The organism is Candidatus Omnitrophota bacterium, assembly GCA_028693815.1.
Lineage (GTDB): Bacteria > Omnitrophota > Gorgyraeia > Zapsychrales > Aceulaceae > Aceula.
The window spans coordinates 35,622-62,481 of the sequence record JAQUUP010000002.1 but is presented as its reverse complement, the minus strand read 5'-3'; the positions used below and the strand labels follow the sequence as shown (position 1 = coordinate 62,481).

Here is a 26,860-nt window from a genome sequence, read left to right as displayed (position 1 = left end):
TCAGAATCGACACAAGAAAAATCAAGAAATTATCTATTTTAAATAATTTACTTGAGATACCTTGATTTTCTAAGAAATTATATGCTATACTTATTCAACAAATCATTTTATTATATATATTAATAAAAATGATGACTTTCACTTTTTCAAGGAGACTATTTTGAAAACGTTTCATAAGCGCATGATACTATTGCCTTGCTGTGCAATAGCATTGTGGGTATTTCTTGTTTTTTCACCTTCTCTTACCTTGGCTTCAGATTCTGCAGTAGATACTGATTTTGCTATCATGCTTTACGAAAAAGGACAATACAATGAGGCTTTAATCGAATTTCAAAGAATCTTGGCAATCAATCCCGCTAGCCAAAAAGCTCGAGCATATGTTGAACTTATTAAATGGTCTAAAGATTTTGAGGAACAAAAAGGTGGCTTTGTAAAACAAGCTTCTTACAAACTTAAGCAGCCTGATGCGCCAAAGCAACTTGATAAACCCGAACAAGCAACCAAACCTAAGGAACCTGCCAAACCTAAAAAAATTGAAACAATCGAAGAAAAAATAGCAAAAGAACTCGATGCTATTGAAAGAAAATATCAAGCAAAAAGCTCTTCGGCTCCTAACAATGAAATAAAAACAAATAAGACAGAAAAAATATCAAAAACCACTTCTGACCCCGTTGTCTCATCTGAACCTAAAAAAAATAATTTATCTAAGCCTGAAGAAAAGAATACCGCTAGTGTTAGAAATAATAAAACAATAACCGAATCAAAACCCACTGCTATTCTTGATAGCTCATCCAAATCCAAAGAACTTTCTGTATCTGAATCTAAAGAAGCGCCCAATCCTGCTGCTTCAAAAAAAATACATAAAACAATAGAAGCGGATGTAGATGTTAGCGGTGAAGTTCGTATTGGGCTTGGATACGATGCTAAAAACAATGATCTACTTTGGAACAGAGCCAATTTTGATTTAAATGAAAAAAACTGGCGTTTAATTTCACCAGATCAGCTTAACAAAAGAATGAATACTTATGACCCAGGCATTTACGACCGGCTTAGCTTTGATATTGACGTTAATCCAAAAGATAGCAAGCTTTCTTACCACGCGAATATCACTATTGACCCATGGAGTTTTACCGGAAAAACTGACAAGCTTACTTTGAGAGGATACGCCTTAGTCGATACCATTGACCTCCAATTTCTCTCTTGGGGCAATACGGGCTACACAGTCAACAGCAATCTTTTTACACTTGATTACGGTGACATCATCGCGCTTCCCGAACTTAAAGTCAGTAACTCTACAGTCCCCGGAGGAATGTTCACTTCTAAAAATGTGAATTTCTTCACTTATCCAGACATGCACGTCAAGAAAAATTTCTGGCCTCTAAGAGAATTATGGGTTGATTATCAACCGACAGACGAAACTAAGATTCAATTTTTCCCTTACGGATTTGAAAACAAAGCTTTAAGCTCTAATGATCCTTTGGGATTATCGAATAACCATATCTGGTGGGAAGAAAGTCCTTGGTTGGCTAACTGGACTCCTGGACACATCAATATATGGAACAGTCCTCAAGATTTTACAAAAGGTCGATGGAACGATGCCTTAGCATTCCAAACCCGAGATAGTGATGGCAAGCGCTTAACAGCGCTACGAGGGTTCTCTCTTAACACGACAACAGACGACACTCAGATTGATATGGTTGTCGCTTCACCTAAAACGCTATGGCAAGACTACGACGAATTTGATGCAATTCCTGGGAGTTTCCGTATTCAAAAAAATGTTTCCGACAATTTCTATATTGGCAATATTGAAAATATTCATCTCGGCCTTATTAACGGTAATATTGATGCCTACAATATCGTCAGTGGCTACGATGCCGGATGGCTTATTAATCCTGGCCTTCAAATAAAAGCAGAATATGCTTTTTCTTTCCTTGAACAAGATCGCTCTTTTGAAAATTACAATACACGTACTGATGGCAACGCTTACGATCTTTCTATTGTTGGCACCACTAACGGTATCGAATCTCCAGACACTAACTATCTTGCAATACAACCAGAAAAAGACGAAGAAACATTTTTTAAAACACAATTACGCATGACCAGAATGGATAACGGATTTGAATCAACCCTAGCAAATTATCGCGAAACCAAAGACGATCAATTTTGGAGTCGACACATCACATTTCGCGATCCAATGAATTACCCTGGCCTTTCTTATTATGACATCGAACCGTTTCGTATTGGAAACAGCATTGACTATGGTCGTTACGTGATTAATTGGCGAACAGATTCTTCTTTCTGGTCTGGAAGATTAAAAGGACTAACAGATATCCGAAACGCACATGCCACGAGCTCAAATAAGTATATCGAAACCGTCGCACGCACGGAATGGTCATATCAAGCAACCGATAAGTTAGAAACACGCCTCTTACTTATTGGACACCATCTGCCAAAAACAACCGGAGGGGTTGATCCTTACATTACAGATGCAAACGGTGAACCTGTTTTAAATGACGCCATCGAAGACGGGGTCGACCCAAGCGGATACACGACCTCCATTGGATTAAAATACGATTTCTCAAAATATCTTTCTTGGAACGGAGCATGGGAACACACCAATGATTTTGCTGCCGGAGTCGACAACTTTCCTCGCGGGATTCTAAACGATATCGGCACAACAACATACGAAAGCTATGACAACATCTACAGAAGAACTTATTCATATCTTTATGATCAAGGAAATTTTCCTTTGCCGCCTTACGAATATCACCACATTTTTAGAACAGGAATTGAAATCACACCTAACGATCAATGGAATATCTATCTAGACTTTGCCCGCAATCCATACGAATACGCAGGCCCAATTGATGACAACATGAATCATATTGGCCTTGCGGCTTCTTATCTTGCAACAAAAAAACTTGGGTTCTTCGCAAAATATACTTGGAGTCGCTTAAAAAATGTTAACGATGTTGTTTATAACGGAAGTGAAGACATCGTGATGAAAGATCATCACAACATCTTTTTTGAAGCACAGTATTTATTTGATGAAGATAGTAAGCTAAGTTTCAGCTATGGTGTAGGCCCGTCAATTTATAGCGCCTATGCGTCTTCAACGCCATACATGGGAAGCACAACGCCTACAATCGATACACAAAACATCTTTCGTCTTTTCTACAAAAAAAGATTCTAGCGATCTAAAATTATTTATTTTTAACAATTTTCTTAGCCGAGCGTGACAATAACTTTATGTGTCTTTTTGTCGGCGAAAACAGGAAGAATATTTCCTTCTATTTCTTTTCCATCAACAGTAATTTGTTTTACTCCGCTTTGCTTGCCGTTCAGGTTTTGAATTTCGATTTCATAAATACTACCCCTAAAAGGACGACGAACAAAACACTTTTTCCATGAACAAGGGATGCTCGGATCAATACGAAGTCCATTAAAATCTCGTCGGACACCAAGGATCCATTCGGTGGCAGCCATAAAATTCCATCCAGCTGTTCCAGTAATCCAAGTAAAAGCACCTTCCCCGTATCGATAAGGATTTTGAGGACCTACTAAATATTCAGCAAAAACATATGGCTCTGTTCGGTACAGCTCCATATCTTCTTGTTTATTTGGCATAATCTTTTTAATCGCTTCATAAGCCTTGTCACCACAACCACTCATTGCATACGCCACAGCCATAAATGTTGCCGCATGACAAAAAACAGCAGCATTTTCTTTTGTCCCTTCTGAAAACATGCTAATGCGTCCCAACCGCTTGACCCAAAACGAATAAGCAGGCGCAAATAAAGCCAATCCATGCGGCCCATTTAAATGTTTGTCGACAGAATCTAAAACTTTTTTAAGACGATCTTTTTTAGCAATACCCGACAAAACCGCCCAAGATTGCGCATTCAAAAAAATCTTTCCTTCTTTATCTTTTTTCGTTCCATAAACTTGGCCATTGTCATCAAATCCGCGCACATACCACTGACCATCCCATCCTTTTTCATTAACGCGCGCATCCATAACATCAGCCATCTTTAAGTATTTATTTTTCTTATTCTGATCACCAATAAAATCACAAAGTTCCGCCAATATTCTAAGCGATCGAACCAAAGCCTGTGCCAACCAAACGCTCTCGCCTTTATGCTTGATACCAGCAGCATCAATCGCATCATTCCAATCAGCATGACCAATCTTTGGGAATCCTTTAACACCAACATCATTAAAACAAAATGTCAAATTTGCCTCTAAATGCTCAAGCAATGTTCCTTCACCATCTTGCTTTGCCCCACCTTTCCAACTAGTATCAATTTTCCATCCCTTGATCCATCGATCCTTAAGATATGGCAATTTAGTCGAAAGAATCGCTTTGTCTCCTGTTTCTTTAACATATGCGCAAACAGTTGTTGTCAGCCAAATCTGATGATCTTTATTAGGCAAAAATTTATGTGGCCCGTCTGTTTCAGACCAGCCAGGAGCAGACGTGCCGTCTCGTCGGATTAAAGAAGCAATCTTAAAAATCTTATTTTTAGCCAATTCTGAATTAATCGAAACAATCGCTTCGGAATCTTGACAAGAATCACGATACCCTCGGCCTCCAGAGCCTTCATGAAAAAAACTTGGCGATCTTGACCATAAATTACAAATATATGTTTGATATTTCAACCAAACGTTGGCCATTGTATCAAAATCTTTGTCTGGTGTTTTAATCTCAATATTATCTATGATTCTGTCTTGCCATATTTTCTTAGTTTTCTTTAATTGTGCTTTAGCGTAAGAAACTTTTTTATAATTCTTTAAAATTCTCTTAATATCCGACATCTTTTCTGTCTGACCTAAAACAATCGTAAATTCTTTTGTCTCACCTGGTTTCAAGCTTATCACATGCTTAAACGATCCGATGCCATCCTCTCCAGAGCAAACAGGAAAATCTTTAAATCCATTTTCTTTTAAAACAGCATCTGGTTTTTCTTCATTATTGTAACGACCGAGAAAAGCTTCTTTTTGCGTGCAAACACTTACCACATTTAAAGATGAAGCAAAAAAGATTTGGCTTGAAAACGGCTGAATATTCATTCCTTGCCACTGTGCTGTTTTTTTTGCAAAAATCGCTTTTTCCTTTTTATCAAACCAAACGCGATTATAAAGATTCATAATATTGCGATAACGCAGCTCTTCGTGATAATCACCAATTAAAAACTCAACATAAGGAAACACTTCCAAGTTCTTTGTCTTTTTTGTCTGATTTGTTAACGTTGCAATCCAGACCTCACAATGATCTTTTTCAGGAACAAAATAAGTGACATTTGATTTTAATCCTCTATTGACAGCATCGATAGAAGTATAGCCTAATCCATGATGACAAGCATAATAAGATGGTTTTGCACGCAAAGGCTGATATGTGAGCGAGTAGGCTTTTTTATCTTCACGAACAAAAATATATTTTCCAGGTCGATCAAGATGATAATCTTCTGGATGCCAACGCGTAACACGATTCGTGCGGCAATCACGATAAAAGCTATATCCACCTGCACATTGTGAAATAATCGAACAATATGTTTCGTTGGTTAAATAATTAATCCAAGGATATGGTGTTTCTGGCGCGGTAACAATATATTCGAGATTATCTTTAGAAAAATGACCGTATTTCATAAGTTCCCCTATTTTATAAATTCTATAATAGTGTTATTATTTAATGACAATTTTAGAAAAACGAGTTTAACACGGAAAATATCAGCGGGTCAAGTTTTTATTTGCATTAATTGTGTATTGCTTTAGATCCTACTGGAAGGCGTGCAGAATTATTCCTGTTTTCATTAAGTTCGGGTAATCAAACTTAACTCCAGCTTGCCAAGAATTTGTTGATTCACCAGAAGCCCAAACAACGTGCCCATCAACCCCTAAAGGTTCGGACGAACCAGGGATATCAACAGATAAAGAAAGTCTATCAAAAATAGAGAGTTTTTCAGGTGAATAGATCCTAACTCCTTGTGCCGAAACATCTCGAACAACCGTATTGCAACAGTCATGAGAATTTTCTCTTGAAAGCCTAACCGGAAATCGAATATTGACACGATCAAAAAGACGTTGATCCTGATAACCCTTGGTCACCTCAAACTCTCTTTCTCCGTGGCTTTAATACGCGATGTGATAAACTTCTAATCTTTAAAACAATTCTCTATACGGGACTCCGCTTGCGGTGATATGTCTGGAAAAACCATGCCAACACGAAAATTCGAAGAATTTTTCATTCTTTCAACCCATTTTACTCTTCCCTGAACCAAGACAGGCGAGCCGTCTCTTGTCAGCGAAAGTTCAACCATCATATTAGTATTCGCGGGGATAAAACAAGCAGAAACGAAACCAACACCAGACTTGCTAATATCAGTAGTCTGGCTACTAGAGAGAACTTCTCTCTTTTCATCCAACAAAGGAACACGACACTCATAGCGAGCATTTAGTCTTTTATTCATATTTTTATCATCCCATTATTAAGAATTATGAATTTATTACTCTCGTGGCTTCGTGGCTAAGATAAATATAACATATCTATGAGCGATAATCAAGAGATTGAAATGAAATAATCAAAATAATAAAAAGATTGATTCTCTTTTTTCCCTATGATATATTGAATCCCATCAAAAAGAAATAACCCCTTTATACACAACAGGATACCAATGACTGAAAATACCGAAAATCAAGAACAAAAGAAAAAAGCTTTGCTCCCCGATGTTGAACAGGTGGACTTCAAAGACTACCAAGCTCAAAGGCAAAAAGACATCGAGCTACATCAAAAAAATAAAAAACAAAAAAAACTTATCAGCAAAATTTTTACCTCTATAGGCCTGATTTTTGCTGCTCTCTCTTTCTGCGTTATGGCTTATTTTGCTTTTATGTTGGCAACTGCACCTAAATAAAAGACCTAATATCTCACTTCTTTGGCTTGAAATAGTTTCCTTAATGAAACGGCTAAATCAGAACGTCCCATTTGCTTTAATTTTACAATTTGCCTTGAAACCCCAAGCTCATTATTTGTACTTATATAAACAACACCTAACTGCCAATAAGGTTCTGCCGCCTTTGGATCTAAGGTAATGATTTCCTGATAAAGAGCCTCAGCTTTTTCAAAGTTTCCCGCATTAGTTGCAGATGAAGCTTTTAAGGACAAATAAATTACATATAGCTTTCCTCGCGTAAAAAATAATCCCGCCAGCAAAACGATAACGCACACAAAAAAAACAATCTTTCTTTTGCCTTTAAAAATATTTGCATCAATAACGTGAAGCTGTTCCGCTTGCATATTTTCTCCTTATAAAATTTAAACCATGATTATTGCGTTAACCTTTAATTTACGATATAGTAAGCACATATTACTAAAAACTCTATGATTAATTCAGTCGATATTATTATCTTTATTTTTGTCCTCTTCTTTTTTGCCTCAGGCTGGCGAAAAGGCATTGTGCGCGTTTCTCTTAAATTTATTGCCATGTTTTTGGGAGCTGCATTTTCCCTCTATCATTTTAGCGCAACTCAAAACATCTTGCAAAGCATTGCTATTTTAATATTTGGATCCATTGGCCTTGCTGTGGCATTGTCCATTCTTTTAAAAATCTGGAATAAAAAAATTAGCCACTCAAAAACACCCGCCGCTCTAAGTCGAGTGCTTGGCAGCATTCTTGGACTAAGCTGGGGACTCTGGATTGCACTGATAGTCATTTTCTCAATCTTAATTCTTCCGCTTAACACTCCCTTAGCTCAAGAAATAAAAACAAACATCTTTCAATCTTTTACATATATGAATATCGCAAATCGTATTCCACTATTTCAAAAATTTATCAAACAAAGAACACAAAATGATTCTACCTCACTGATAGACAATCTTCCTATCAACATCAGCGAAAAACAAATAAAAGTTTTTCGAGCAAGCAAAGAATTTCAAAATATCTCTCAAAACGAATCGCTGCAAGAAATCGTTAACGATGCCGCTTTAAAGGAAAAAATCGAAAATCGCGACATCACTGCTCTTGTCAATGATCCAAAAATTCAAAAACTTCTTCAAGACAAAGATTTTACCCAAAACATCATGGGACTATACTCAACAATCCTTAAAGAAAACTCCGAAGACCTTTTTGAAAAGTAACCCAAATTATTTTCCGATACAAAATGAAGAGAAGATCTTATCTAAAAGATCTTGGGAGATATTCTTTCCTGTTATTTCATCCAAAAAATCAATAGCCAACTTGATTTCCTCAGATACAAATTCTAAAGATAACTGGTCAAAAAAATGTTGTTTGGCATTTTGAATAGAAAATAAGCATTTCTTGAGAGATTCAATCTGGCGAACATTGCTAATCATAATTCTAGAATCTTGAAACTCTGTTCCATGCAGAATATTTCTAACAAGGCTTTCTTCTAAGACATCAATGCCTTGCTTGTTTACAGCAGAAATCTTAACCTGCAAACTGCTTTCTAATTGTTTCTTGATCGTTTCAACATCCGCACGCATCTTTTTGTCACTCTTGTTTAAAACAACAATAACATTCTTTCCTTTTATTTTATCGATAATCTGTTGGTCTTCTTTAGAAATGCGCTCAGAAATATCAACCATAAAAAGAACAAGCTCTGCCTGATCAATATTAAGATGACTCCGACGGACAGCTTCTCTTTCAATTGAATTACGCGGATGTAAAATCCCTGCCGTATCCACAAGCTGCAAAGGGATTCCTTTAATTTGAGCAAATTCTTCAATCGTGTCGCGTGTCGTCCCTTTAACATCACTTACAATTGCGCGCGGCGTGCGCAATAAGACATTAAGCAAAGAAGATTTTCCAACATTAGGTTTTCCACAGATAACAACCTTTACCCCCTCTTTCATAATACGTCCCTGCTCACTCGAAAGTAACAGCACATCAACTCTTTTGATAACAGAATCAATGCGATCCATCAATCCCTGACGACTCAAAGTATCAATATCATCTTCTGGAAAATTAACAATCGCCTCAATTTCGATATACACATTCATTAAAAGTTCTCGAATTGATTCAAGCTCAAACGTCAAATCCCCCTTAAGTTGATTAACGCTCGTTCTTAAGAATGCCTCTGTTTTTGCCTGAATAACATCCAAAACCGCTTCAGCTTGTGTTAAATCCATGCGGCCATTTAAAAAAGCTCTTTTTGTAAATTCTCCGGGCTGAGCTAAACGCGCACCACTTTCAAGAGTCAGACTCAAAATCTTCTTTAAAGATGCAATCCCACCATGACAACTAATCTCAACAACATCTTCAGCCGTATAACTTTTTGGAGCCTTCATCACAATAATCAATGCCTCGTCAATAACTTGTGCATCATCATTAGCATCAATAACTTTTCCGTAATGAACACTATAGGTAGAGAAACTGGATGGTTTTTTGTTATTTTTGGCAACAAAGATTTTATCCGCAATTTTTAAAGCTTCTTTGCCACTTAGGCGCACAATTCCAATTCCCCCTTGTCCTTGAGGCGTTGAGATTGCTGAAATTGTGTCGTTTAAACTTTCTTGATACATTTTTCCTCTACTATTAAAAATTTCCTTAAGAATATACTGATTTGATAAAATTCTTTAAAACTATAAAACAAATTACAAAGAATCAGTATGCATTACCCTTTAATCAATTGCCTTCTTATCTCGGCAGCAAGAAAAACAGAGCCTGCAACTAAAACAACATCTCTTTTTCTAGCCCTGCTTAGCGCTTGAGCCAATGCCGTTTTTGCATTCGGCTCAATTACAATTTCTTTATCACTAAAAAGTTTTTTAGAAAAATCTTGAGAAAACAAAAATGCTCTTGGGTGTTTTGATTTTGTTAAGATTATTTCTTTAGCAATACTTTTTAGCTCTGAGCAAATACCTCTAACATCTTTATCTCTTGAAGCTCCTAAAACTAAAATAACTTTTTGTTTAGGAAAAATACTCCTAACAGCTTCAACAAGTTTTTGCGCGGAATCTTTTGTATGCGCGCTATCAACGACAACAAATGGTCTTTTCGAAAGAATTTCGAAACGCGCAGGCCAACATGTATTTTTTATGCCATCAACAATATATTTCTCTAAATTTTCAGTCGTTGAGTGAATTATCGATAAATGTTCCGCGCGAGTTTGCAACTTTAGTCGGCTATTTAAGCACGAAATATTCTTCGACAGATCACCCGCTATATTCTTAAAGCTTTCTGATAAAAAATATTGTACCATGACTGCCGCAACAGACGCATTAACAATTTGATGCGACCCTAAAAGCTGCGTGCACAAAACAATATCCTTCTTCTTTTTCATAGACAAGCAAAACGTTTGTTTTTTAATATCAACTTCCAACAGCTTATAAGTAAAATCTTTTCCTGCTACCAAAATAGGAGTGTTTGTTTTCTGGGCTTGTTTTTTGATCGCATCCAAGGCTTGTTTTTTCTGAGGAGAAACAACAACCATCTTTGTTTGATTCTTAATAATAGCAGCTTTTTCTTGTGCGATTTCTAAAATAGAATTTCCAAGTTGTTCAGTGTGCTCAAGGCCAATTGGCGTTATCCCGCAAATATCCGAATCTAAAACATTGGTTGCATCTAATCGTCCGCCTAATCCTACCTCAACAACAGCAACATCTATTTTTTGTTGTGCAAAATAATAAAAAGCTAAGATGGTGAAGAATTCAAAGAAACTAATACGTTTTTTTGCGATAATGCTTTCTTCTTTTGCCTTCTCCAAAATATCAGAGATCGCTATATTCAAACTTTTTTCAGAAATACATCCTTCTAAATCACTGCAAAGCTTACTCTTTGAAACATTTGGTTTTAAAATACGGATACGTTCTCTTCGGCTAAAAAGATGAGGAGAGGTATAAAGCCCGACTTTTAATCCGGCTTCTCTTAAAATATAAGCAGCAAAAGCAGCTGTCGACCCCTTGCCTTTAGTGCCGGCAATATGGATAACAGAAAAATTCTTTTCAGGATGATTTAAAGTTTTGAGAAGTTTCTTAACACGGGAAAGTTTAAACGTACGGCTTTTGTAGGGAAGACCTTTTTGTTCATAATTAATAAGGGAATCGAGATAATCGGTGGTTTTTTTAAAAACCATAGGAAGTTAATGCTTAAAATGTCTAACGCCAGTCATGACCATCACAATATTCTTGTAATCGGCCTCTTTAATGACGTCTTGATCGGCGATAGAACCGCCGGTTTGAATAATGGCTTTGATACCTGCCTTTGCAGCAATCTGGATATTGTCTATTTTTGGAATAAATGCATCCGAAACCAAAAGTGAGCCTTTAGCATTCTTGCCTGCTTTTTCAATAGCAATGGCAACACTTCCCACCCGACTCGTCTGGCCACATCCGATGCCAACTGTTTTTTTACCTTTAACCAAAACAATTGCGTTGGACTTGATATTCTTGACAACATTCCATCCAAAAAGCAAAGACTCTAACTGTGCTGTTGTAGGCTTACGTTTTGTGACAACTTTTAAATCCTTCAAACCAACTTTAAGAGCGTCCTGATCTTGAACCAAAAGGCCCCCTTTGACTTTCTTAAAATCAAAATCTTTCTTCTGAACATCTTTAAAATCAAGCTCAATAATTCTTAAATTCTTTTTTTTCTTTAAAATCTTCAAAGCAGCCACTGCATATCCAGGCGCCACCACACATTCCATAAAACCACTTTTAAAAATTAATTCTGCTGTCTTTGCGTCCACTTTTCGGTTTAATCCCACAATGCCACCAAAAGCCGAAAGAGGATCGCACTTGTGTGCCATCAAATAAGCTTTAGCTAAATCTTTGTCCTCTGCCACACCTGTTGGATTATTGTGTTTGATGATCGTTGCCGCAGGAGAACTAAAATCTTTGACCACATCAATAGCATTGTTTAAATCAAGAATGTTGTTGTACGAAAGTTCTTTTCCGCTTAACTGTTGCATCTTTGCTAAACCAGTTAAGTCGTCAGATTGATGATAGAAAGCAGCCGATTGATGAGGATTTTCTCCGTAGCGAAGATCTTGAGCTTTAGAAAATCGAAAAACTAGCTCTTGTGGAAGAGGTGACAAATCACTACTCTTAAAGCGGCAACTCAGAAAATCATAAATAATGCGATCATAGCGCGCTGTCGTGCCAAAAGCTTCAACAGCCAGATTGATCAAAAAACGATCTGGCAAAATACCGCTATTAGCATCCAATTCTTTTAAAATTTCCTGATAACGCTTTGGGTTACAAACAACGCCAACGCTTTTAAAGTTCTTTGCCCCAGACCTCAGCATAGAAGGCCCGCCGATATCTATATTCTCAATCGCCTCTTCTAGGCTAACGTTCTTTTTTGCAATTACTTTTTCAAAAGGATATAGATTGATAACAACCAAATCAATCAATCCAATATCATGCTCTTGAATTTGTTGCATGTGGGAAGGGTCGCTACGAACAGCTAAAAGCCCTCCGTGAATTTTGGGATGCAGCGTCTTCACGCGCCCATCAAGCATTTCTGGAAAACCAGTGTAATCCGAAACCTCTTTGACGGCAATGCCAGAATTCTTTAAAAGCTTGGCTGTCCCGCCGGTTGATATGATTTCAATACCAAGGGCAGACAGACCTTTAGCGAATTCAACAAGACCAGTCTTGTCAGAAACACTTATCAGTGCACGCTTTACTTTCAACATATCTTAATATAATTCAGATTTAGTGATTGGATTTAAACGCTTAATTGTGCCAGGTCTCTCTAAAAAACCTTATGCTCTTTTACTTTTTGCTTTTTTACGTCTTTTAATTTCTGAAGGCTTAGAGTAATAACGCTTTTCTTTGATCTGCATCAAAAAACCTTCGCGTTGGCATTGCTTTTTAAAAACTCTCATGGCTTTTTCGAAACTGTCAGTTACTTTGACTTCCGCCATTGGTAAATCACCTCTTTTTCTTTTTTGATTATGAACCATTGGGACAACATCAAGACCTCCTCTCCTAATGGTTCATCTCGAAGCCTGGAAGGCTCGGGATCTATTTCCCGGAATTCTCAAGCCATCATTATATTATAATTTAATAAAATGTAAAGGGGAAAAAACGGCTAAAAAATGCCAAAAAAGGATGGATAAAACAATAAGGGCAGTCTCGCCAAAAGGCGAAACTGCCCCATTTAATCACCAACCTTTAAATTTTTCATCTTGCCCTATTAGAGATCTTTATTCTCTAATGGGGTTTACGTATCCAACGATGCAACCTCGCTACCTCCAGACTCAATCTGACTTAATAAGGCTGCGGGATTAAACGTTGTCACATTAATAATAAACGGTGTAAATCCTTGAATATTCTGAAATTCCAACGACTGCTGATTAAGCGGTAACACCATTCCGTTTCCATCACGCTTGATTTGCAATACCGAACTTGCCTGACCTAAATCAATACCACCAACCGTCTGCTTTTCGGCTCTGGCCGCTATAACAGTCCTAAAAACATCTTGCTGTCTTGAAGTTAGGCTTTGAATATCGATCTCTTTGGCATTGCCCACAAAATCCTTAATCTTGATCTCCTTTCCGCTTACCAACGTCTCTATAATTTTATCTGGATTTTCAAGATTCTCTGAAAGTTCCACCAACAAATCAGACGCAATTTCTAAGAAATCATACTGGGTACTCGGCGCCTGATCCTGGCCTATCAACCCACCAAAGGCAAGCATGGCTATGCCATTCTTATTAATCACGACCGATTGATTTCGTATTTTATCAGGAAAGATCGTTCGCTCTCCTTCATTGCCTGGCTGCTTAAGCCTTGCTATTTCTCCCATGACCATCTTTTTTGCCTGATCCAGCGTGATCGCCGAGCCGGCGGTACCTTGGCCGGTGCCATCTGCATTTAAATCAATATCGCCTGATGAGGCCTTATCAGCGCTATCTGCTATTCGTCCATTAGCAAAAGTTAAGCCCTGTAACCCATCTTCCTCCACTAGCTCGTCTCCAAGCTCTTGCCTTGCCTGATCTTCAATACTATAAAGAAGATTGTTTAGGCGAACAATAACCTCATAAATTAAATGTTCATCTTCAAGAGTCTCTGGAGGATTTTCTTTTAAATCAGACTCAGCGTCATCTAAAAATTCAGAGGCAAAATTATATAAACTATGGAAGGTGAGAAAATCTCCTACTTGTTGTTCCATTCTATTTTCTCTCCAGGCAAGCGCATTATTAGGATCTCGCTCTTTAATTGTGTTCATGATAGCTAAGATTTCATCGCGTGCTTCAGTTCGAGTCATGACAGAATATTTCTTATTAAAATAATCTTGTTTAGAGCCCACACTCCCCCGTTTTTGATTTCGTGCTTCTCGGACTGCATAACGAAAATCAACTAAGGCTTCTTTTGCGTTGATAAGCCCTAGAGGATTTTGCACATCTTCAGCGTTCATTTTGTCAAGATCTCGAAGCAATCTAAGGCTAACAACTTGTAAACCTAGTATGGTTTCAACTTTACTAACTCGCTCAATCTCGCCCTCTAAAAAGACAGGATTTCGACTATTGGCATCCTCTTTCAAAATTTTTAAAACCCATTGCTTTGCTTGATTAAAAGTAAGCGATGATGATCCAGTCAAAGATCTAAGGTTAGAAATAGCTCGATTATAAACATACGATTTAGATCGCATGGTCCTATCAAACGCAGTATCTTTTGGATTGGAAAGCGTGAGAGACCCGATTAAATCAGTTTGAAATTCTTTAAAAATATTTCTAGCGGAATCAATCTTTTGTTGAGCCTGCGGAAATCCTTGATATCCTTCATGCAAAGTAAAAAGATCGCCATCGATCCTGTCAATCTCTTTGCTTAAGGCAGTTCTTACCAGCAGCGGACCGGAATCTTCTTCAATTTCCTTACAGTGCTCTGTAAATACCAAAAGGCCCCGTATTAAAGAATCCATTTTTTCTTTATCTTTTTGAGATAACTCATCTTTTAATTTCTTAAATTCTTGTTCTTTTTGTGAATCTTCTGCAAGAAATTCATCAATAACCTCTCGAATCTTTTCTTCTGTTAAATCACTCACATTCATCTTTACAGTTTTTCTTGAAGCAATTATGCTTAAGGGATCTGAAACAAAATCCGGAATAACAACATAAGCTCTTCCTCTTTTAATATAAGAAATCCCATTTTTCCCTTCATAAAAGAATAAGCCTCCCTCTTTTGAGCTTTGGCCTGACCTGAATATAAATACTGCCTTAGGGCCAGAAAGAAGATTTATAATTTTTCGCTCAATGCCTCTCTTTTGCAAGGCATAAGTATTCAAAACTCTTAAAACCCTATTAGTTGTAACGCTCACCCCTGACGAAGCGACTCTCCCTTTGTCCTTAATAAAAAGATCAATAACATTCTTAATGTCTTCATCAGTAGTTCTGTTAACATTTCTTTCAAAAAGTATATTATATCTTGAGTTAATAAAATACCTCTTTACGCCACTTACCCCTCCTATTTCTTCTTCATCTGGTAGTTCAAGCAGCTTTACTATTTGTTGAATTACAACATTTTGCTGGCCATCAACTTCATTGGACATATCTTGATATATCATTAACGATCCTTCTTCATGATAAGATGATAATAAAAGGGCATTCCCCTTGTTGGTTGCTACTTCTTTAAAATAAAGACCTTTGCTCATAAGAGTTGGATAGTTTTCCTCTAAAATATCTTTTACTCGCTCGATAATCGCCGAGCCGGCCTTGCGAACTTCACTGCTTGTATGTTCGCTCAAGCCTTGATCATAAAGAAAACGTATCAGCCCTTCACCTGTCATTGTAGAAATTTCTTCCGCTGGCTGTTTGCCAACTGCTTGATTGAAAACTCTAGCTCCTTCTTCCTCGCGGAGCATGAGCTCGATCAATACAAACCCATCTCTGTCGCCCCAAGACTCTAGGGCTTCAGCTAAATTTAAGTTAATTCCCTCTAAATAAGGCAATAATCGAGTTTGTAATTCCTTCAATGTTGGAGCACTTTTTTGAGGGTCTGCTTGGCGAGAATCTCCGATCCGATTATATGTCCCGGCCAGCCCCTTTAATTTAAGAAGCTCTGCCTGAGCATTCATGTTTCTCGCACGAAAGATAAGGCCACTAAGATATTCCTGCTCTCCACCTTGAAGAATACCTTCCCCCGGAGCATTTCTCTTTAACTGATCTAATTTATCGAGATCAGAATCGCTTACAAGGCTTACTGTCTTTATGTCGATGGATCTCAGCAGAATCATAAGCAATTGATTGATAGCTCTGCCTGATTTTCTTTCTTGCTGTGTAAGATTATTGACATACGGCATATTCTTTCTAGAATAATCTTGTACACTTGATAACTCCTTTTTAATTTTTAAAAGAGAGTCAGCTTCCATTATCAATGCGTCAACCGCCGAAGGAAATAATTCATTGCTCATATACAAAGCGACACGGTGCCACCATTCTCCGGGATTTTCCACAACCCTTCCGGCTAACTGCAAGAAAATTGTACGAGCATTTTCTCCCGTTGCATTCGGCAAAGAAGCCAAAAGATTTTCGTACCTCTCTTCCTGTCGTTCTCCTAAGGTAGGCGCTCTAGGAGGAAAACCTTGACTCGTCCCAACACCTGCGCCGACTTTGAACATTCTGCCCTTTTCATCAAATGACATAAAAAGATTTCTAACTTCTTTTCCTAAAAACCTTATTTTCTTGACAACCAATTTTTTGATACTCAGAACAGATGAACCCGTGGTGATACCACCTGAAAAGTACTTGCGCGGGATATTCTTACCAGAGACAGCATCCTTTTCAACCTTGATCATGTTAAAGACACCCTTCTTAAAGGACTCAAGGTATTGCTGATAAATCTGATCTTTAATCGTTTTATCATCAACATCGACACCCTTCGTCTTGTTTTTATCCACATAGACCTGGCCTAAAAGACTATCTTTAAGGGTTTTCTTATACCATGTGGCCAAGATCAAGGCATCAAAGATCTGTCGCAAATTAGCAAAGAGCTTACCGCCGTTGACTTCTTTCTCTATTTCAGGAACAAGGACATCACGGACAACGCCAGAAGAAACCGCGGCGAGTTTCTTCATTTCTTCGTCTTGGAGCTTGCTAACGCCTAAGTCTTCTCGCTTGGCATTGCTTTGAAGGGAAAGATAATCTTCTTCGAGCATCACCTTTAAATGTCTTTCTCCAACAAATGCGATGTTGCCTTCTTCGTAAACAACAGCCTCATCTGGAATAATCCATATCTTATTAAAGGTATTGGCTGGCATCTGGGTTGTGCCATACATCTCATAGGCCTTTTTATAAACACGCTCCCAGAACTTCTTGCCTAAATCACTATTGGGATCCACAAGGGTGGCAGTTAATTGCTTTAAAACATAATCTTGAGCTAAAAGGTCACGGCCCATCTCGGTCTCCCCTAAGGAATCGGCAATGATACGCTCTTTCTCATAAGGAGACAGGTTGACCCAAAACTGTTCTTCAGGAATGGTGAGGGAAGCGAGAAAATACTTGATGAGCTTGGTGGCTTCGACTTCAAAGGCTTTGCCTTCAAGGCCTGTTTCCCCGGTATCCACAATAAAATCAAAGCGCAAAGGATCATTGGGCTGGATTTGAATACCTCTTAGGAGAGCCGGATGAAACGAAGGGCTTAAATTAACCATTGCGCCCGGCTGGGGCAGACCCAGCACCCCTTGCGCTAAAGCTTGAGATGGAATGACAGAAAGAAAAAAGAAAGACACCAAAGTAAAAATTGTGACATAGCGAAAAGTATTTGATTTCTTAGACAAGTTTCTCATTTCACTCTCCTTTTAATGGTTCTCCTAAAACCTTATAAAAGATAGCATATCTTCACCATCTTTCAATGAAACCAAGGCCTCTAAAGCAAGCGCTTTCATTACGGCCATGATATATAATACAAGTCATTGAGAAATAATAACTTATGTATTCTTGTGATTTGGCATAAAAATAAATTATTTTAAAAAATTGAATTTAATTCTAGAACAATGCTTTATTGTGGATCGTGATGAGTATATTGTTCTCCGGCAAAATTCCGCAAAACATATGTATTCTGATCTTGAGAAATAATGGCATTCGGTTCGATAGGAATTTTGCCACCGCCGCCGGGCGCGTCAATAACATACTTGGGAACTGCGTACCCGGTAGTATGCCCCCGCAATTTATCAATAATGCCAATTCCTGTTGAAATTGGTGTGCGAAAATGGCTAGACCCGACAATCGGATCACATTGATAAATATAATATGGACGAACGCGAATTTTGAGAAGCTCGTGCATTAATTTTTTCATAATATACGGCTTGTCATTAATTCCTTTTAAAAGCACAGTCTGACTCCCCAAAGGAATACCATTGTCAGATAAAAGCTCACAAGCAAAACGCACACGTTTAGTAATTTCTTTAGGATGATTAAAATGAATACTCATCCAAAGAGGACTATATTTCTTTAGCATAGCCACTAAGTTGCCAGTGATCCGCTGCGGCATCGTAACAGGCACCCTTGTTCCAATGCGGACAAGCTCCACATGCGCAATAGCTTTAATGTTCTTGATAATGTCTTCGAGCGTTTCATCGCTTAGCATCAATGGATCTCCGCCAGAAATTAAAACATCACGAATTTTTTTATTTGATCGAATATAATTATATGCATCTTCATAATGAGACGTTTTTCTCTTGCGCCTTCCTTCTCCAACCATGCGCGAACGCGTACAATGACGGCAATACATCGCACACATTTCGCTAACTAAAAACAAAACTCGATCCGGATATCGATGTACAAGCCCTGGCACAGGAGAATGATTATCTTCTGCGCATGGGTCTTCTAGCTCATTGGCAGATTTTATCAACTCATCTTTGACAGGAATACATTGCCTTCGAATTGGACAATTAGAATCGTTCGGATCGATTAACGAAGCAAAATAAGGAGGAATTGCCATAGTTAGTTTTTGCCCACACCCTTCGATGCCTTGAATTTCTTCAGAAGTTAAATCAAGCATCTCAGACAAAGTTTCTTTAGTCCTAATACGATGACTAATTTGCCAAGTCCAATCTTCCCAATCAATCGGAGTAGCATTCTCAAAGAAATTAATAAAACGATTCTCTTTAGAAGATAAACTAACTCTTAGCGCAATCGCTTTTTCTTGAGCCTGTTGAGTTGTTTCATTAATTGGGTTCATGCGCAAGTTCCTATTGTTTGTTTATCCATTTTTAATCTTTTTAGTCCTTCGTCCAAAACCCAAAGAATCATTTCTTCAAACGATTTGCCTATCTCTTTGGCAACAAACGAAAAAGTATCTTTTCGTGCTAAACACGGCAACGGATTAATCTCAAGAACATACGGATTGTCGTTCTCGTCAATCCGAAAATCAACTCGGCCAAAATCGCGGCATCCAACACTTTTATAAACTTTAACAGCTAGCTCTTGCAGCCGAGAAGTCAACTCTGGGCTTATTTGTGCAGGACAAATATAATTAACACTTTCTTTGCGCACATGCTCAGAAGTATAAAAAGCATCTCCATCAAGCTGGTCATCAATCTGATATTGCACAATAGGCATAGGGATAGGCTCATCATTTCCTAAAACAACAACCGTGCACTCTCTTCCTTTGATGAACTCCTCAACGATCGCTGGCTGATGATATTGGTTGGTAACAAACCTTACCTGGGTCTCTAGTGATTCTGAATTCTCAACTCGCGATAATGATGTAATCCCTTTGGATGTTCCTTCATAGCACGGTTTAACCATCAAAGGAAACTGAAGGCCTCCAAGATCTTTTAGGTCCTCAACTGACCTTGCGATCAATGATCGCGCTGTTGGAATATTATCAGCAACAAAGCATTTTTTGGAAACCATCTTGTCCAACGTTATTCCAAGCGTTAGCGCATCTGATCCAATATATGGAATATCATACAGCTCAAGCAACATTGGAATCTGCGATTCTCTGTTTCTTCCAACCAACCCTTCAGAAATATTAAAAACAATGTCAACACAAAGACAATCAATCTGTGAAAGAAGATTTCTAAAATTTCCTATTTTCTTAACTTTGTGCCCACCAGACTCTAGCGCCGCGATAATACCATTGATCGTATCCGGCGGATCTAGTTCAGCATTAAAATCAATAGGCTGACCTTGGCGTACAGGACAATCTTCTTTTGCATCATATGTCAAACCAATTATCATTGTCATGATCAAAAAAAAAGAATTATAAGTTTAAGTTATAATTCTTTTATGAAATCCTTTCGTTTGAAAATCTTATTTGATGGACATAGTATGTCAATGAAGCCCACTCGCTAAAGCCGTTGTTCCCATCCACAAACCTCGAGCAGCAGGACTTGCCCGCCTTGTTAAGAAGACAAAAATCCTTGAAAAGGAAATACCTAAATTTTCGTACTTGTTCATGAATAAAATCATAATTTTAAGAACCTACGTTAACTTTCTTTATATTTTTTTTAACATACTGAGGAACCGTTGTCAATACATTCATGTAAAAAACAAGAATCCAATATCGAAAAGATGCTCATTTTTGAAAAACTTATACTCTTTTATATCAACTGACCAGGATTCAACAAAGAAAAAACAACCATCAATACTGTTAGCACAATAATCAATACAACCGTTATCCACGTGATAATATTTAGGAATCGATTATTAATAAAGTCTCCCATCAATTTCTTATCATTAATTAAAAGCAACATGAAAATCAGAATAAATGGAAGCAAGATGCCGTTTCCAACCTGAGAAAAATACATAATTTTAAGCAAAGGAAAATTAGGAATCAAAACAACGCCAGCACCAATAATAATCAAAGCTGTATAAAGACCGAAGAATTGAGGCGCTTCTTCAAAACGCTTATCAACGCCAGTGTCCCATCCCATTCCTTCACAAATACAATACGCCGTTGATAACGGCAAAACAGACGCTGCAAAAATAGACGCATTAAAAAGACCAAAAGCAAACAACCATTTTGCATTTTGTCCTGCCAACGGCTCAAGAGCCATTGCCGCATCTTTAGCGCTTTCGATCGTAATCCCGGCTTTAAACAACGTCGCTGCACACGCTACCACAATAAAAAAAGCAACCACTGGAGCGATGATGCTTCCTCCAACAACATCCATGCGCACATGCTTGTATTCTTCAACACTGACCCCTTTATCAACAATTGATGATTGCAAATAAAACTGCATCCAAGGAGCAATCGTTGTTCCAATAATACCGACTAACATGACAGAATATTTAAAATCAAATGTAAACTCAGGAGCTATGGTTTGCTTAAGAACTTCGGTCCATTCTGGCTTTGCGATGAATCCAGAAAAAACATATGTCACATAAAACAAACAAGCTGTCAAAAATATTTTTTCCACTGACTTATATGTCCCTTTAACCACGAGCATCCAAACAAATAATGCCGCCAAGGGAACAGAAATAAGTTTGTTCACATGAAAAATTTCAAGACTTGCAGCAACACCAGCAAATTCTGCCATAACGTTTAAAAGATTAACCACGAGCAAGATCCACATCAAATGAAACGTAATCTTAACGCCAAAATTTTCGCGAATAAGATCAGCCAAGCCCTTGCCTGTCGCAACAGCCATGCGCGCACACATTTCCTGAATAATAATCAAAGCAATCATAATCGGAATAAGCGACCACAAAAGCGTATAGCCAAAATGAGCTCCTGCCAAAGAATAAGTCGCAATACCACCCGCATCATTATCGACATTTGCCGTTATAATTCCTGGCCCCATAATCGCCAAGAATATAAAAAAGTTCCTGACCATTTTTGTGTTTTTTATCCGCTCAATAATCTTCATTATAATTTTTCCTTATATTTACCCCATGCAATAGAAATTAGCTCTTCTAAAACATCGTCGATGGTAATAACACCTTTTAAAACATCGTTTTCATCTAAAACAGGAATCACGGAAAACTTATATTTTTCTAAAAGAAGAGCAATTTCTTCCATGCCATCATCTGTGCGTACAAAAACGTTTTTTGGATAACACGTATCTAATATTGGTATCCACGAATCTTTATTAATAAAATTACGCAATGATGTGAACCCTAGCAAATGATGTTTTTCATCAACAATATAAATATAATAAATATTTGCCGATGATTGCACATTGTCTTGAATTTTTTTCATCGCGTCTTTAACTAATGCATTTTGCGGCAAAAATAAATATTCTGTGGTCATCAAGCCGCCCGCCGAATCTCTTTCAAAATCTAGAAGTTCACGCAATTTCTTAGATTTCTTTGTTCCCATCAAGCGCATCAAAACAGAAGTCTTCTCTTTTGGCAAACTCAGCAAAAGATCAACCGCATCATCAGACGGAATACTCTCAAGAAGTTTTCCTGCCTCCTCATCACTCATTTGATCAATAATTTCTTCTTGTTCAGAAGTGGACAGATCAGAAAACACTCGCTGCTGAACAAGAGGCTCAAATGATTTAAATAAGGAATATTTCTCAAAAATATCCAAATCCTCCATAATCTCGGCTAATTCAGCTGGAGGAATTTGAGATAATTTTTCTCGTGCAATATTAAGACGCAAAACATTCTTCGTGCGCCCAAGCGTTAGAATTTGTGTATTTTTCCAAGGAATAAAATCTTCTTTTGTTAAATATAAAACGTTAGGAAAGAATGATTTTAAGAAATTATCGATCATTTTTGCCCAACCCAACCGTCGAGCAAGTCCGCGCAACCCAACATCCATATGCGCCATATAAAGAAAATTATCAACTTTTAAAAAACTCACATCATTGACACGCACAACTTTTTGATCATCCGTATCAACAACCTGCTGATCTAAAACATCCCGGCAAAGCGTAAGCTCATATTGAGGTCGTTGCTTCTGATATTGAATCTCACTTTTTACAACAGAAACCCTAAACGCCTTGCTTAGATCATACACCTTTTCCCAAGGAACTTGGGCAAAGCGTTTGCCAAAAAAACCTCTTTTAACAACAAGATAGCTAGACTTAGGATAAACCTCTTTTCCGACATTCATCCCAATATCACACAAAGTCCCTATGCAGTCATTGTTTTGGTCAATAACTTTCCTGCCTAAAATTTCTGAGAAAAAAATAAAAAGGTCCATAATAAAAGTTGTAAGATGTAAGCGTTAAGTTATAAGTTATAAGTATTAAGTGTTAAGTGTTAGGTTCTAAATAAAACAAGTTTTTACTAAAAGGTGCGCTGTGAATAAAACGCAAAAAGAATAATTATCCGCTAGACCTTTTTCCTTGTCAATGCTGACAATTCCCTAAATGCCTTCTTTAAACTTAAAACTTACAACTTAAAACTTATAAGTTGATTTATCTTTTCGTTGTCACGCTTTTCTTTGAGCACAATTCTGAAATCGCGCATTCAGTACATCTTGGCGATATTGGCCGACACACATTTTGTCCCCACGTGACAAGCAGCGCATTATACTCTATCCAAAACTTTTTTGGCAATTTTTTTCTTAAAGCCATTTCTGTCTGCTCTGGATTCTTTGTTTTTATATATCCTAGTCGATTTGATATTCGGTGAACATGGGTATCAACACAGATACCGAGCTTACCATACCCTTCCGTTAAAACCAGATTAGCAGTTTTTCTTCCGACTCCTTTGAGGGTAAGCAAGTCCTCAATTTCATCCGGCACCCTGCCGCCAAACTTCTCTAGAATATCCTTACACATCCCCTTAATGTTGCGTGCCTTTGTTTTATAAAATCCAACCGGATAAATGGCCTTTTCAATCTGCAAAACCGACAGCGTCAACATCGCCTTAGGATTCATGGCTAATTCGAACAACCTTTGAGATGCTAAAAGCGTTGTCTCGTCTTTTGTTCGTAAACTTAAAATACAAGAAACAAGAACTAAAAATGGGTCATTCCATTTCTTGCCTACAAGGGTCACAGACGGTTCACTCAAATTCTTAACAGCCTTGCGAAGCAAACAAACAATCTTATCAATACGTTTTTTATCTGACAGCTGAACCATTGCCTAAAATCTCTTTTTCAATTTGCTTTGGGATGCCGATATCAACAACCTTAATTTTTCCCGCATGCGTCAAACCATCAAATCCTAATAATCCTTTTTTCAAAACAGCAAAAGTAATAGTTCGATATGCTTTGATACAAGCACCACAAGTGCGCCCTGTCGTTGCGTCTAATCCAGAAGGAACGTCGACAGCAATCACACGTTTTTTTGATATGTTAATCGCCTCTATAATGTCCTTAAAAGGATTGCTTATCGCTCGGCTTAATCCAACGCCAAAAATCGCATCCACAATTAGCGTTGTTTTCTTAAAATCTTTTAACATATCGCGATTCAAACCACGAACACTTTGAATCGAACATTTTAATTTCTTTAAGATTTTATAATTAACCGCTGCATCATTCTTAAGCTTGTAAGCGGACCCAATCAAAAATACCTTTACGCGATATCCACAACTAATCAAATGTCGAGCAACAACAAATCCATCACCGCCATTATTACCCGCACCACAAACAACACAAACAAAATGATCTTTGGGATTTTTAAGCATCTGCATAATTTCAGATGCGGTTAAACGTCCTGCATTTTCCATCAAAACAATCGATGGAATACCAAATTTTTCAATCGCAATTCTATCTAAACGCTGTACTTGCTTTGTGGCAAAAGCTTTCATTCCTAAATACCCTTTGGCTATAATTTCGGGGCCCTACTTATCTCTCTTCGTTCCATAAATAATGCCTTTAATTAACATAACCCAAATCTGTTAAAACAGAAATATTGTCTCTCCACTTTTTTTGAACCTTAACATTTAAATCAAGAAAAACACGTCTATCCAAAATCTTTTCAAGATCTTCTCGCGCAAGCGTTCCAACCGTTTTTAAGTTTTGTCCTTTTTTACCGATCACAATTTCCTTATGCGTTGATTCCGAGACCAAGATAACAGCCTCAATATAGAAAAGTTTATTTTTTCTTCGCTCCATCTGCACAATATCAACCGCAAGCGAATAAGGAATCTCATCTCGCATAAGCGCAAGCAATTTTTCTCGAATAATATCTGAAATAGCAATTTTCTGCGGAACATCCGAAACCATATCTCGAGGATAAAGCGGCGGGCTAACGGGTAGAAAATCAAATATAAGATCTGTCAACTTATCGATATTAAATCCTGTCTCACCTGAAAGAGGAAGGATAATAAATTTCTTTGAATCACCAAACTTTTCCTCTAGCTTTTGTTGATATGCCTCAATATACTCCGGAACTCTCTTACCTTTCAAATCAACTTTATTTAATCCTAAGATCAAAGGCTCTTTCATTTTAGCAAGACGCTCCATAATCATTTGCTCGCCCTCCCCTAGAGCTTTGTTGGCATCCACAAGATGAATCACGCAATCAACATCTCCCAATGATCCAAATGAAGACTGTCTCATAAATTGGTCAAGCTGATCTTTTCCTCGCATAAGCCCAGGCGTATCAATAAAAACAATTTGCCCTCTATCCTCATTATAAATACCCCGAATTTGATTACGCGTTGTCTGAGGAACGCGTGAGACAATCGCAACTTTTTGTCCAACAATCGCATTGAGCAATGTTGATTTTCCAACATTAGGCCTCCCGACAATTGAAACAAACCCAGCTTTAAAATCTTTATCAACAGAATCGCTCATGATCTCCCTTTATGATAAATAAGTGCAACAACAAAAACTAATGAAAACAATACCAAATTAACAATATTAAACACTTTCCAAACAATATCCTCGGAAGCAAATCCGGATGGGGCCATCAAAATCAAACAAATCCAAACCCCAATCACCCACAAAAGACTAATATCCTTAGATGATTTCCTCTTAATAATTCGAATCACTAAAGGAATGTTCCAGAAAGGCAAAGCAATCGCAGCAATCAATCCTACTTTTTGAATCAATGTCTCGTCCATATTTTCTTACTACGTTAGTTGTGCCGCTTTTTTTATCAATTTCTCAATTGCTCGCTTTGTGTTATGAATCCGACAACTCGATACATTTTGATGCCCACCGCCGCCATAAGTTGTAGCCAGACGCCCAACATCAATTATTCCTTTAGAGCGAAGACTAACGCGCATCATGTTATTTTCTATTTCTCTAAAAAATAACGAAATCTTTGCTTCACCCGTCACGAGAATATCGTCAGCCACAGGATCCACGTCTTCTTGCTTTCCATTAAATTTCTTAAAATCTTCCTTATAAATAATCGACCAGACTACATTGCTGTTTTTCACTATCTTAACCCTTAAATAAGCAAGTCCCGTTAAATGCATGGCCGGTAAATTCTTTTTCCAATAATAGCGTTGTGAAATTTTATTAAAATCAACACCCGTTTGAATCAATTTAGCACAAGTCTCAAAAGTATCGCTGCTAACGCTCTCTCCGCTAAAAGAACATGTTTCAACGATCGCCGATGTCAAAAGACATTCTGCAATTCTTTTATCTATTTTAATTCTCAAACAATTCAAAAGCTTAAGTACAATTTCTCCAACCGAAGAAGCGTTTTCTGAAATCAACTGAATATCACCAAATTGATTACGGTAAATATGATGGTCAATCTCAACGATATATCTTGATTTCTCAAGAATTCGATCAATGCGAGGCAGCTGCGTAATACTTGCGCAATCAAGAGTAATCGCCAAATCTCCCACATCCTTGCATTGGCTCCTTACCTGCTTAACGCCAGGAAGCGCTTCGTATCGGGCAGGAATAGCATCTGGGCAAAGAAAAATAACCTTTTTGCTTATCTTAGCCAAGCCAAGACCTAATCCCATCATAGACCCGATCGCATCTCCATCCGGATTCATATGGCAAGCCAAAATAATCCTCTGACTCTTTCGAATCAATTTCACTGTTGCTTTTAAGTTTTTCTGAAATTCTTTTTTATTCATAACA

The 26,860-nt window shown here is 37.7% G+C and carries 22 protein-coding genes; 3 read left to right on the top strand and 19 right to left on the bottom strand.

What is annotated here, in order from left to right:
- Positions 1-160: 160 nt before the first annotated feature.
- Positions 161-3,193, top strand: coding sequence for a hypothetical protein (locus tag PHY73_00975; GenBank protein MDD3374281.1), 3,033 nt, complete (start codon positions 161-163; stop codon positions 3,191-3,193).
- Positions 3,194-3,225: 32 nt separating this feature from the next.
- On the opposite strand, the gene PHY73_00970 is transcribed toward PHY73_00975, so the two are convergent.
- The 3 genes from PHY73_00970 to PHY73_00960 all read right to left on the bottom strand — a co-directional run bounded on the left by PHY73_00970 (position 3,226) and on the right by PHY73_00960 (position 6,467).
- A complete protein-coding gene (locus PHY73_00970) occupies positions 3,226-5,646 on the bottom strand; it encodes a hypothetical protein (protein ID MDD3374280.1) in 2,421 nt (806 codons plus the stop codon).
- A gap of 129 nt (positions 5,647-5,775) precedes the next feature.
- Complete coding sequence (locus PHY73_00965) at positions 5,776-6,105, bottom strand: PilZ domain-containing protein (GenBank protein MDD3374279.1); 330 nt, start codon at positions 6,103-6,105, stop codon at positions 5,776-5,778.
- Between the two features lie 47 nt (positions 6,106-6,152).
- The gene (locus PHY73_00960) at positions 6,153-6,467 is read right to left on the bottom strand and encodes a PilZ domain-containing protein (GenBank protein MDD3374278.1); all 315 of its coding nucleotides are present in this window, start codon (positions 6,465-6,467) and stop codon (positions 6,153-6,155) included.
- A 204-nt stretch (positions 6,468-6,671) separates the two neighbouring features.
- Between PHY73_00960 and PHY73_00955 the strand changes: the two genes are divergently transcribed.
- The gene (locus tag PHY73_00955) at positions 6,672-6,911 is read left to right on the top strand and encodes a hypothetical protein (protein MDD3374277.1); all 240 of its coding nucleotides are present in this window, start codon (positions 6,672-6,674) and stop codon (positions 6,909-6,911) included.
- Positions 6,912-6,916: 5 nt separating this feature from the next.
- On the opposite strand, the gene PHY73_00950 is transcribed toward PHY73_00955, so the two are convergent.
- A complete protein-coding gene (locus tag PHY73_00950; protein ID MDD3374276.1) occupies positions 6,917-7,294 on the bottom strand; it encodes a hypothetical protein in 378 nt (125 codons plus the stop codon).
- Between the two features lie 84 nt (positions 7,295-7,378).
- Here PHY73_00950 and PHY73_00945 point away from each other — a divergent pair, with 84 nt between their 5' ends.
- Positions 7,379-8,134 (top strand): hypothetical protein, encoded by a 756-nt coding sequence (locus PHY73_00945; protein MDD3374275.1) that lies wholly within the window; start codon positions 7,379-7,381, stop codon positions 8,132-8,134.
- Between the two features lie 6 nt (positions 8,135-8,140).
- Here the strand turns inward: PHY73_00945 and mnmE are convergent, their stop codons facing one another.
- From mnmE to PHY73_00870, 15 genes are all read right to left on the bottom strand, one after another.
- Positions 8,141-9,538, bottom strand: coding sequence for a tRNA uridine-5-carboxymethylaminomethyl(34) synthesis GTPase MnmE (gene mnmE, locus PHY73_00940; protein ID MDD3374274.1), 1,398 nt, complete (start codon positions 9,536-9,538; stop codon positions 8,141-8,143).
- Positions 9,539-9,630: 92 nt separating this feature from the next.
- Complete coding sequence (locus PHY73_00935; GenBank protein ID MDD3374273.1) at positions 9,631-11,091, bottom strand: bifunctional folylpolyglutamate synthase/dihydrofolate synthase; 1,461 nt, start codon at positions 11,089-11,091, stop codon at positions 9,631-9,633.
- 6 nt (positions 11,092-11,097) lie between these two features.
- On the bottom strand, positions 11,098-12,654 hold the full coding sequence (gene purH, locus PHY73_00930; protein ID MDD3374272.1) for a bifunctional phosphoribosylaminoimidazolecarboxamide formyltransferase/IMP cyclohydrolase: 1,557 nt from the start codon (positions 12,652-12,654) through the stop codon (positions 11,098-11,100).
- Between the two features lie 69 nt (positions 12,655-12,723).
- On the bottom strand, positions 12,724-12,924 hold the full coding sequence (gene rpsU, locus PHY73_00925; protein MDD3374271.1) for a 30S ribosomal protein S21: 201 nt from the start codon (positions 12,922-12,924) through the stop codon (positions 12,724-12,726).
- A gap of 260 nt (positions 12,925-13,184) precedes the next feature.
- Positions 13,185-17,747 (bottom strand): hypothetical protein, encoded by a 4,563-nt coding sequence (locus tag PHY73_00920; GenBank protein ID MDD3374270.1) that lies wholly within the window; start codon positions 17,745-17,747, stop codon positions 13,185-13,187.
- 212 nt (positions 17,748-17,959) lie between these two features.
- Positions 17,960-19,141: a KamA family radical SAM protein gene (locus PHY73_00915; protein MDD3374269.1), complete on the bottom strand. Its 1,182-nt coding sequence runs from the start codon at positions 19,139-19,141 to the stop codon at positions 17,960-17,962.
- Positions 19,138-20,145 (bottom strand): ATP-grasp domain-containing protein, encoded by a 1,008-nt coding sequence (locus tag PHY73_00910; GenBank protein ID MDD3374268.1) that lies wholly within the window; start codon positions 20,143-20,145, stop codon positions 19,138-19,140. Before PHY73_00910 ends, PHY73_00915 begins: the two co-directional genes overlap by 4 nt.
- A gap of 93 nt (positions 20,146-20,238) precedes the next feature.
- The gene (locus tag PHY73_00905; protein ID MDD3374267.1) at positions 20,239-20,364 is read right to left on the bottom strand and encodes a hypothetical protein; all 126 of its coding nucleotides are present in this window, start codon (positions 20,362-20,364) and stop codon (positions 20,239-20,241) included.
- 143 nt (positions 20,365-20,507) lie between these two features.
- Entirely contained in the window at positions 20,508-21,776 is a 1,269-nt protein-coding gene (locus PHY73_00900) for an Nramp family divalent metal transporter (protein MDD3374266.1), read from the bottom strand.
- The gene (locus PHY73_00895) at positions 21,776-23,062 is read right to left on the bottom strand and encodes a CBS domain-containing protein (GenBank protein MDD3374265.1); all 1,287 of its coding nucleotides are present in this window, start codon (positions 23,060-23,062) and stop codon (positions 21,776-21,778) included. The genes PHY73_00900 and PHY73_00895 overlap by 1 nt, the downstream gene beginning before the upstream one ends.
- A 217-nt stretch (positions 23,063-23,279) precedes the next feature.
- Positions 23,280-23,948, bottom strand: a complete 669-nt coding sequence (locus tag PHY73_00890; protein MDD3374264.1) for an endonuclease III — start codon at positions 23,946-23,948, stop codon at positions 23,280-23,282.
- Positions 23,929-24,618: an NAD(P)H-hydrate epimerase gene (locus PHY73_00885; GenBank protein ID MDD3374263.1), complete on the bottom strand. Its 690-nt coding sequence runs from the start codon at positions 24,616-24,618 to the stop codon at positions 23,929-23,931. The genes PHY73_00890 and PHY73_00885 overlap by 20 nt, the downstream gene beginning before the upstream one ends.
- A gap of 67 nt (positions 24,619-24,685) precedes the next feature.
- On the bottom strand, positions 24,686-25,609 hold the full coding sequence (gene era / locus PHY73_00880; protein MDD3374262.1) for a GTPase Era: 924 nt from the start codon (positions 25,607-25,609) through the stop codon (positions 24,686-24,688).
- Positions 25,606-25,878 (bottom strand): hypothetical protein, encoded by a 273-nt coding sequence (locus PHY73_00875; protein ID MDD3374261.1) that lies wholly within the window; start codon positions 25,876-25,878, stop codon positions 25,606-25,608. Before PHY73_00875 ends, era begins: the two co-directional genes overlap by 4 nt.
- 9 nt (positions 25,879-25,887) lie before the next feature.
- Entirely contained in the window at positions 25,888-26,856 is a 969-nt protein-coding gene (locus tag PHY73_00870; protein ID MDD3374260.1) for a DHH family phosphoesterase, read from the bottom strand.
- Positions 26,857-26,860 lie beyond the last annotated feature (4 nt).

Bases quoted from the DNA above. Each gene is read 5' to 3' on its own strand.
- PHY73_00970 (MDD3374280.1), bottom strand. From the start codon at position 5,646: ATGAAATACGGTCATTTTTCTAAAGATAATCTCGAATATATTGTTACC.
- PHY73_00960 (MDD3374278.1), bottom strand. From the start codon at position 6,467: ATGAATAAAAGACTAAATGCTCGCTATGAGTGTCGTGTTCCTTTGTTG.
- PHY73_00955 (MDD3374277.1), top strand. From the start codon at position 6,672: ATGACTGAAAATACCGAAAATCAAGAACAAAAGAAAAAAGCTTTGCTC.
- PHY73_00950 (MDD3374276.1), bottom strand. From the start codon at position 7,294: ATGCAAGCGGAACAGCTTCACGTTATTGATGCAAATATTTTTAAAGGC.
- PHY73_00945 (MDD3374275.1), top strand. From the start codon at position 7,379: ATGATTAATTCAGTCGATATTATTATCTTTATTTTTGTCCTCTTCTTT.
- mnmE (MDD3374274.1), bottom strand. From the start codon at position 9,538: ATGTATCAAGAAAGTTTAAACGACACAATTTCAGCAATCTCAACGCCT.
- PHY73_00935 (MDD3374273.1), bottom strand. From the start codon at position 11,091: ATGGTTTTTAAAAAAACCACCGATTATCTCGATTCCCTTATTAATTAT.
- purH (MDD3374272.1), bottom strand. From the start codon at position 12,654: ATGTTGAAAGTAAAGCGTGCACTGATAAGTGTTTCTGACAAGACTGGT.
- rpsU (MDD3374271.1), bottom strand. From the start codon at position 12,924: ATGGTTCATAATCAAAAAAGAAAAAGAGGTGATTTACCAATGGCGGAA.
- PHY73_00920 (MDD3374270.1), bottom strand. From the start codon at position 17,747: ATGAGAAACTTGTCTAAGAAATCAAATACTTTTCGCTATGTCACAATT.
- PHY73_00915 (MDD3374269.1), bottom strand. From the start codon at position 19,141: ATGAACCCAATTAATGAAACAACTCAACAGGCTCAAGAAAAAGCGATT.
- PHY73_00910 (MDD3374268.1), bottom strand. From the start codon at position 20,145: ATGATAATTGGTTTGACATATGATGCAAAAGAAGATTGTCCTGTACGC.
- PHY73_00905 (MDD3374267.1), bottom strand. From the start codon at position 20,364: ATGAACAAGTACGAAAATTTAGGTATTTCCTTTTCAAGGATTTTTGTC.
- PHY73_00900 (MDD3374266.1), bottom strand. From the start codon at position 21,776: ATGAAGATTATTGAGCGGATAAAAAACACAAAAATGGTCAGGAACTTT.
- PHY73_00895 (MDD3374265.1), bottom strand. From the start codon at position 23,062: ATGGACCTTTTTATTTTTTTCTCAGAAATTTTAGGCAGGAAAGTTATT.
- PHY73_00890 (MDD3374264.1), bottom strand. From the start codon at position 23,948: ATGGTTCAGCTGTCAGATAAAAAACGTATTGATAAGATTGTTTGTTTG.
- PHY73_00885 (MDD3374263.1), bottom strand. From the start codon at position 24,618: ATGAAAGCTTTTGCCACAAAGCAAGTACAGCGTTTAGATAGAATTGCG.
- era (MDD3374262.1), bottom strand. From the start codon at position 25,609: ATGAGCGATTCTGTTGATAAAGATTTTAAAGCTGGGTTTGTTTCAATT.
- PHY73_00875 (MDD3374261.1), bottom strand. From the start codon at position 25,878: ATGGACGAGACATTGATTCAAAAAGTAGGATTGATTGCTGCGATTGCT.
- PHY73_00870 (MDD3374260.1), bottom strand. From the start codon at position 26,856: ATGAATAAAAAAGAATTTCAGAAAAACTTAAAAGCAACAGTGAAATTG.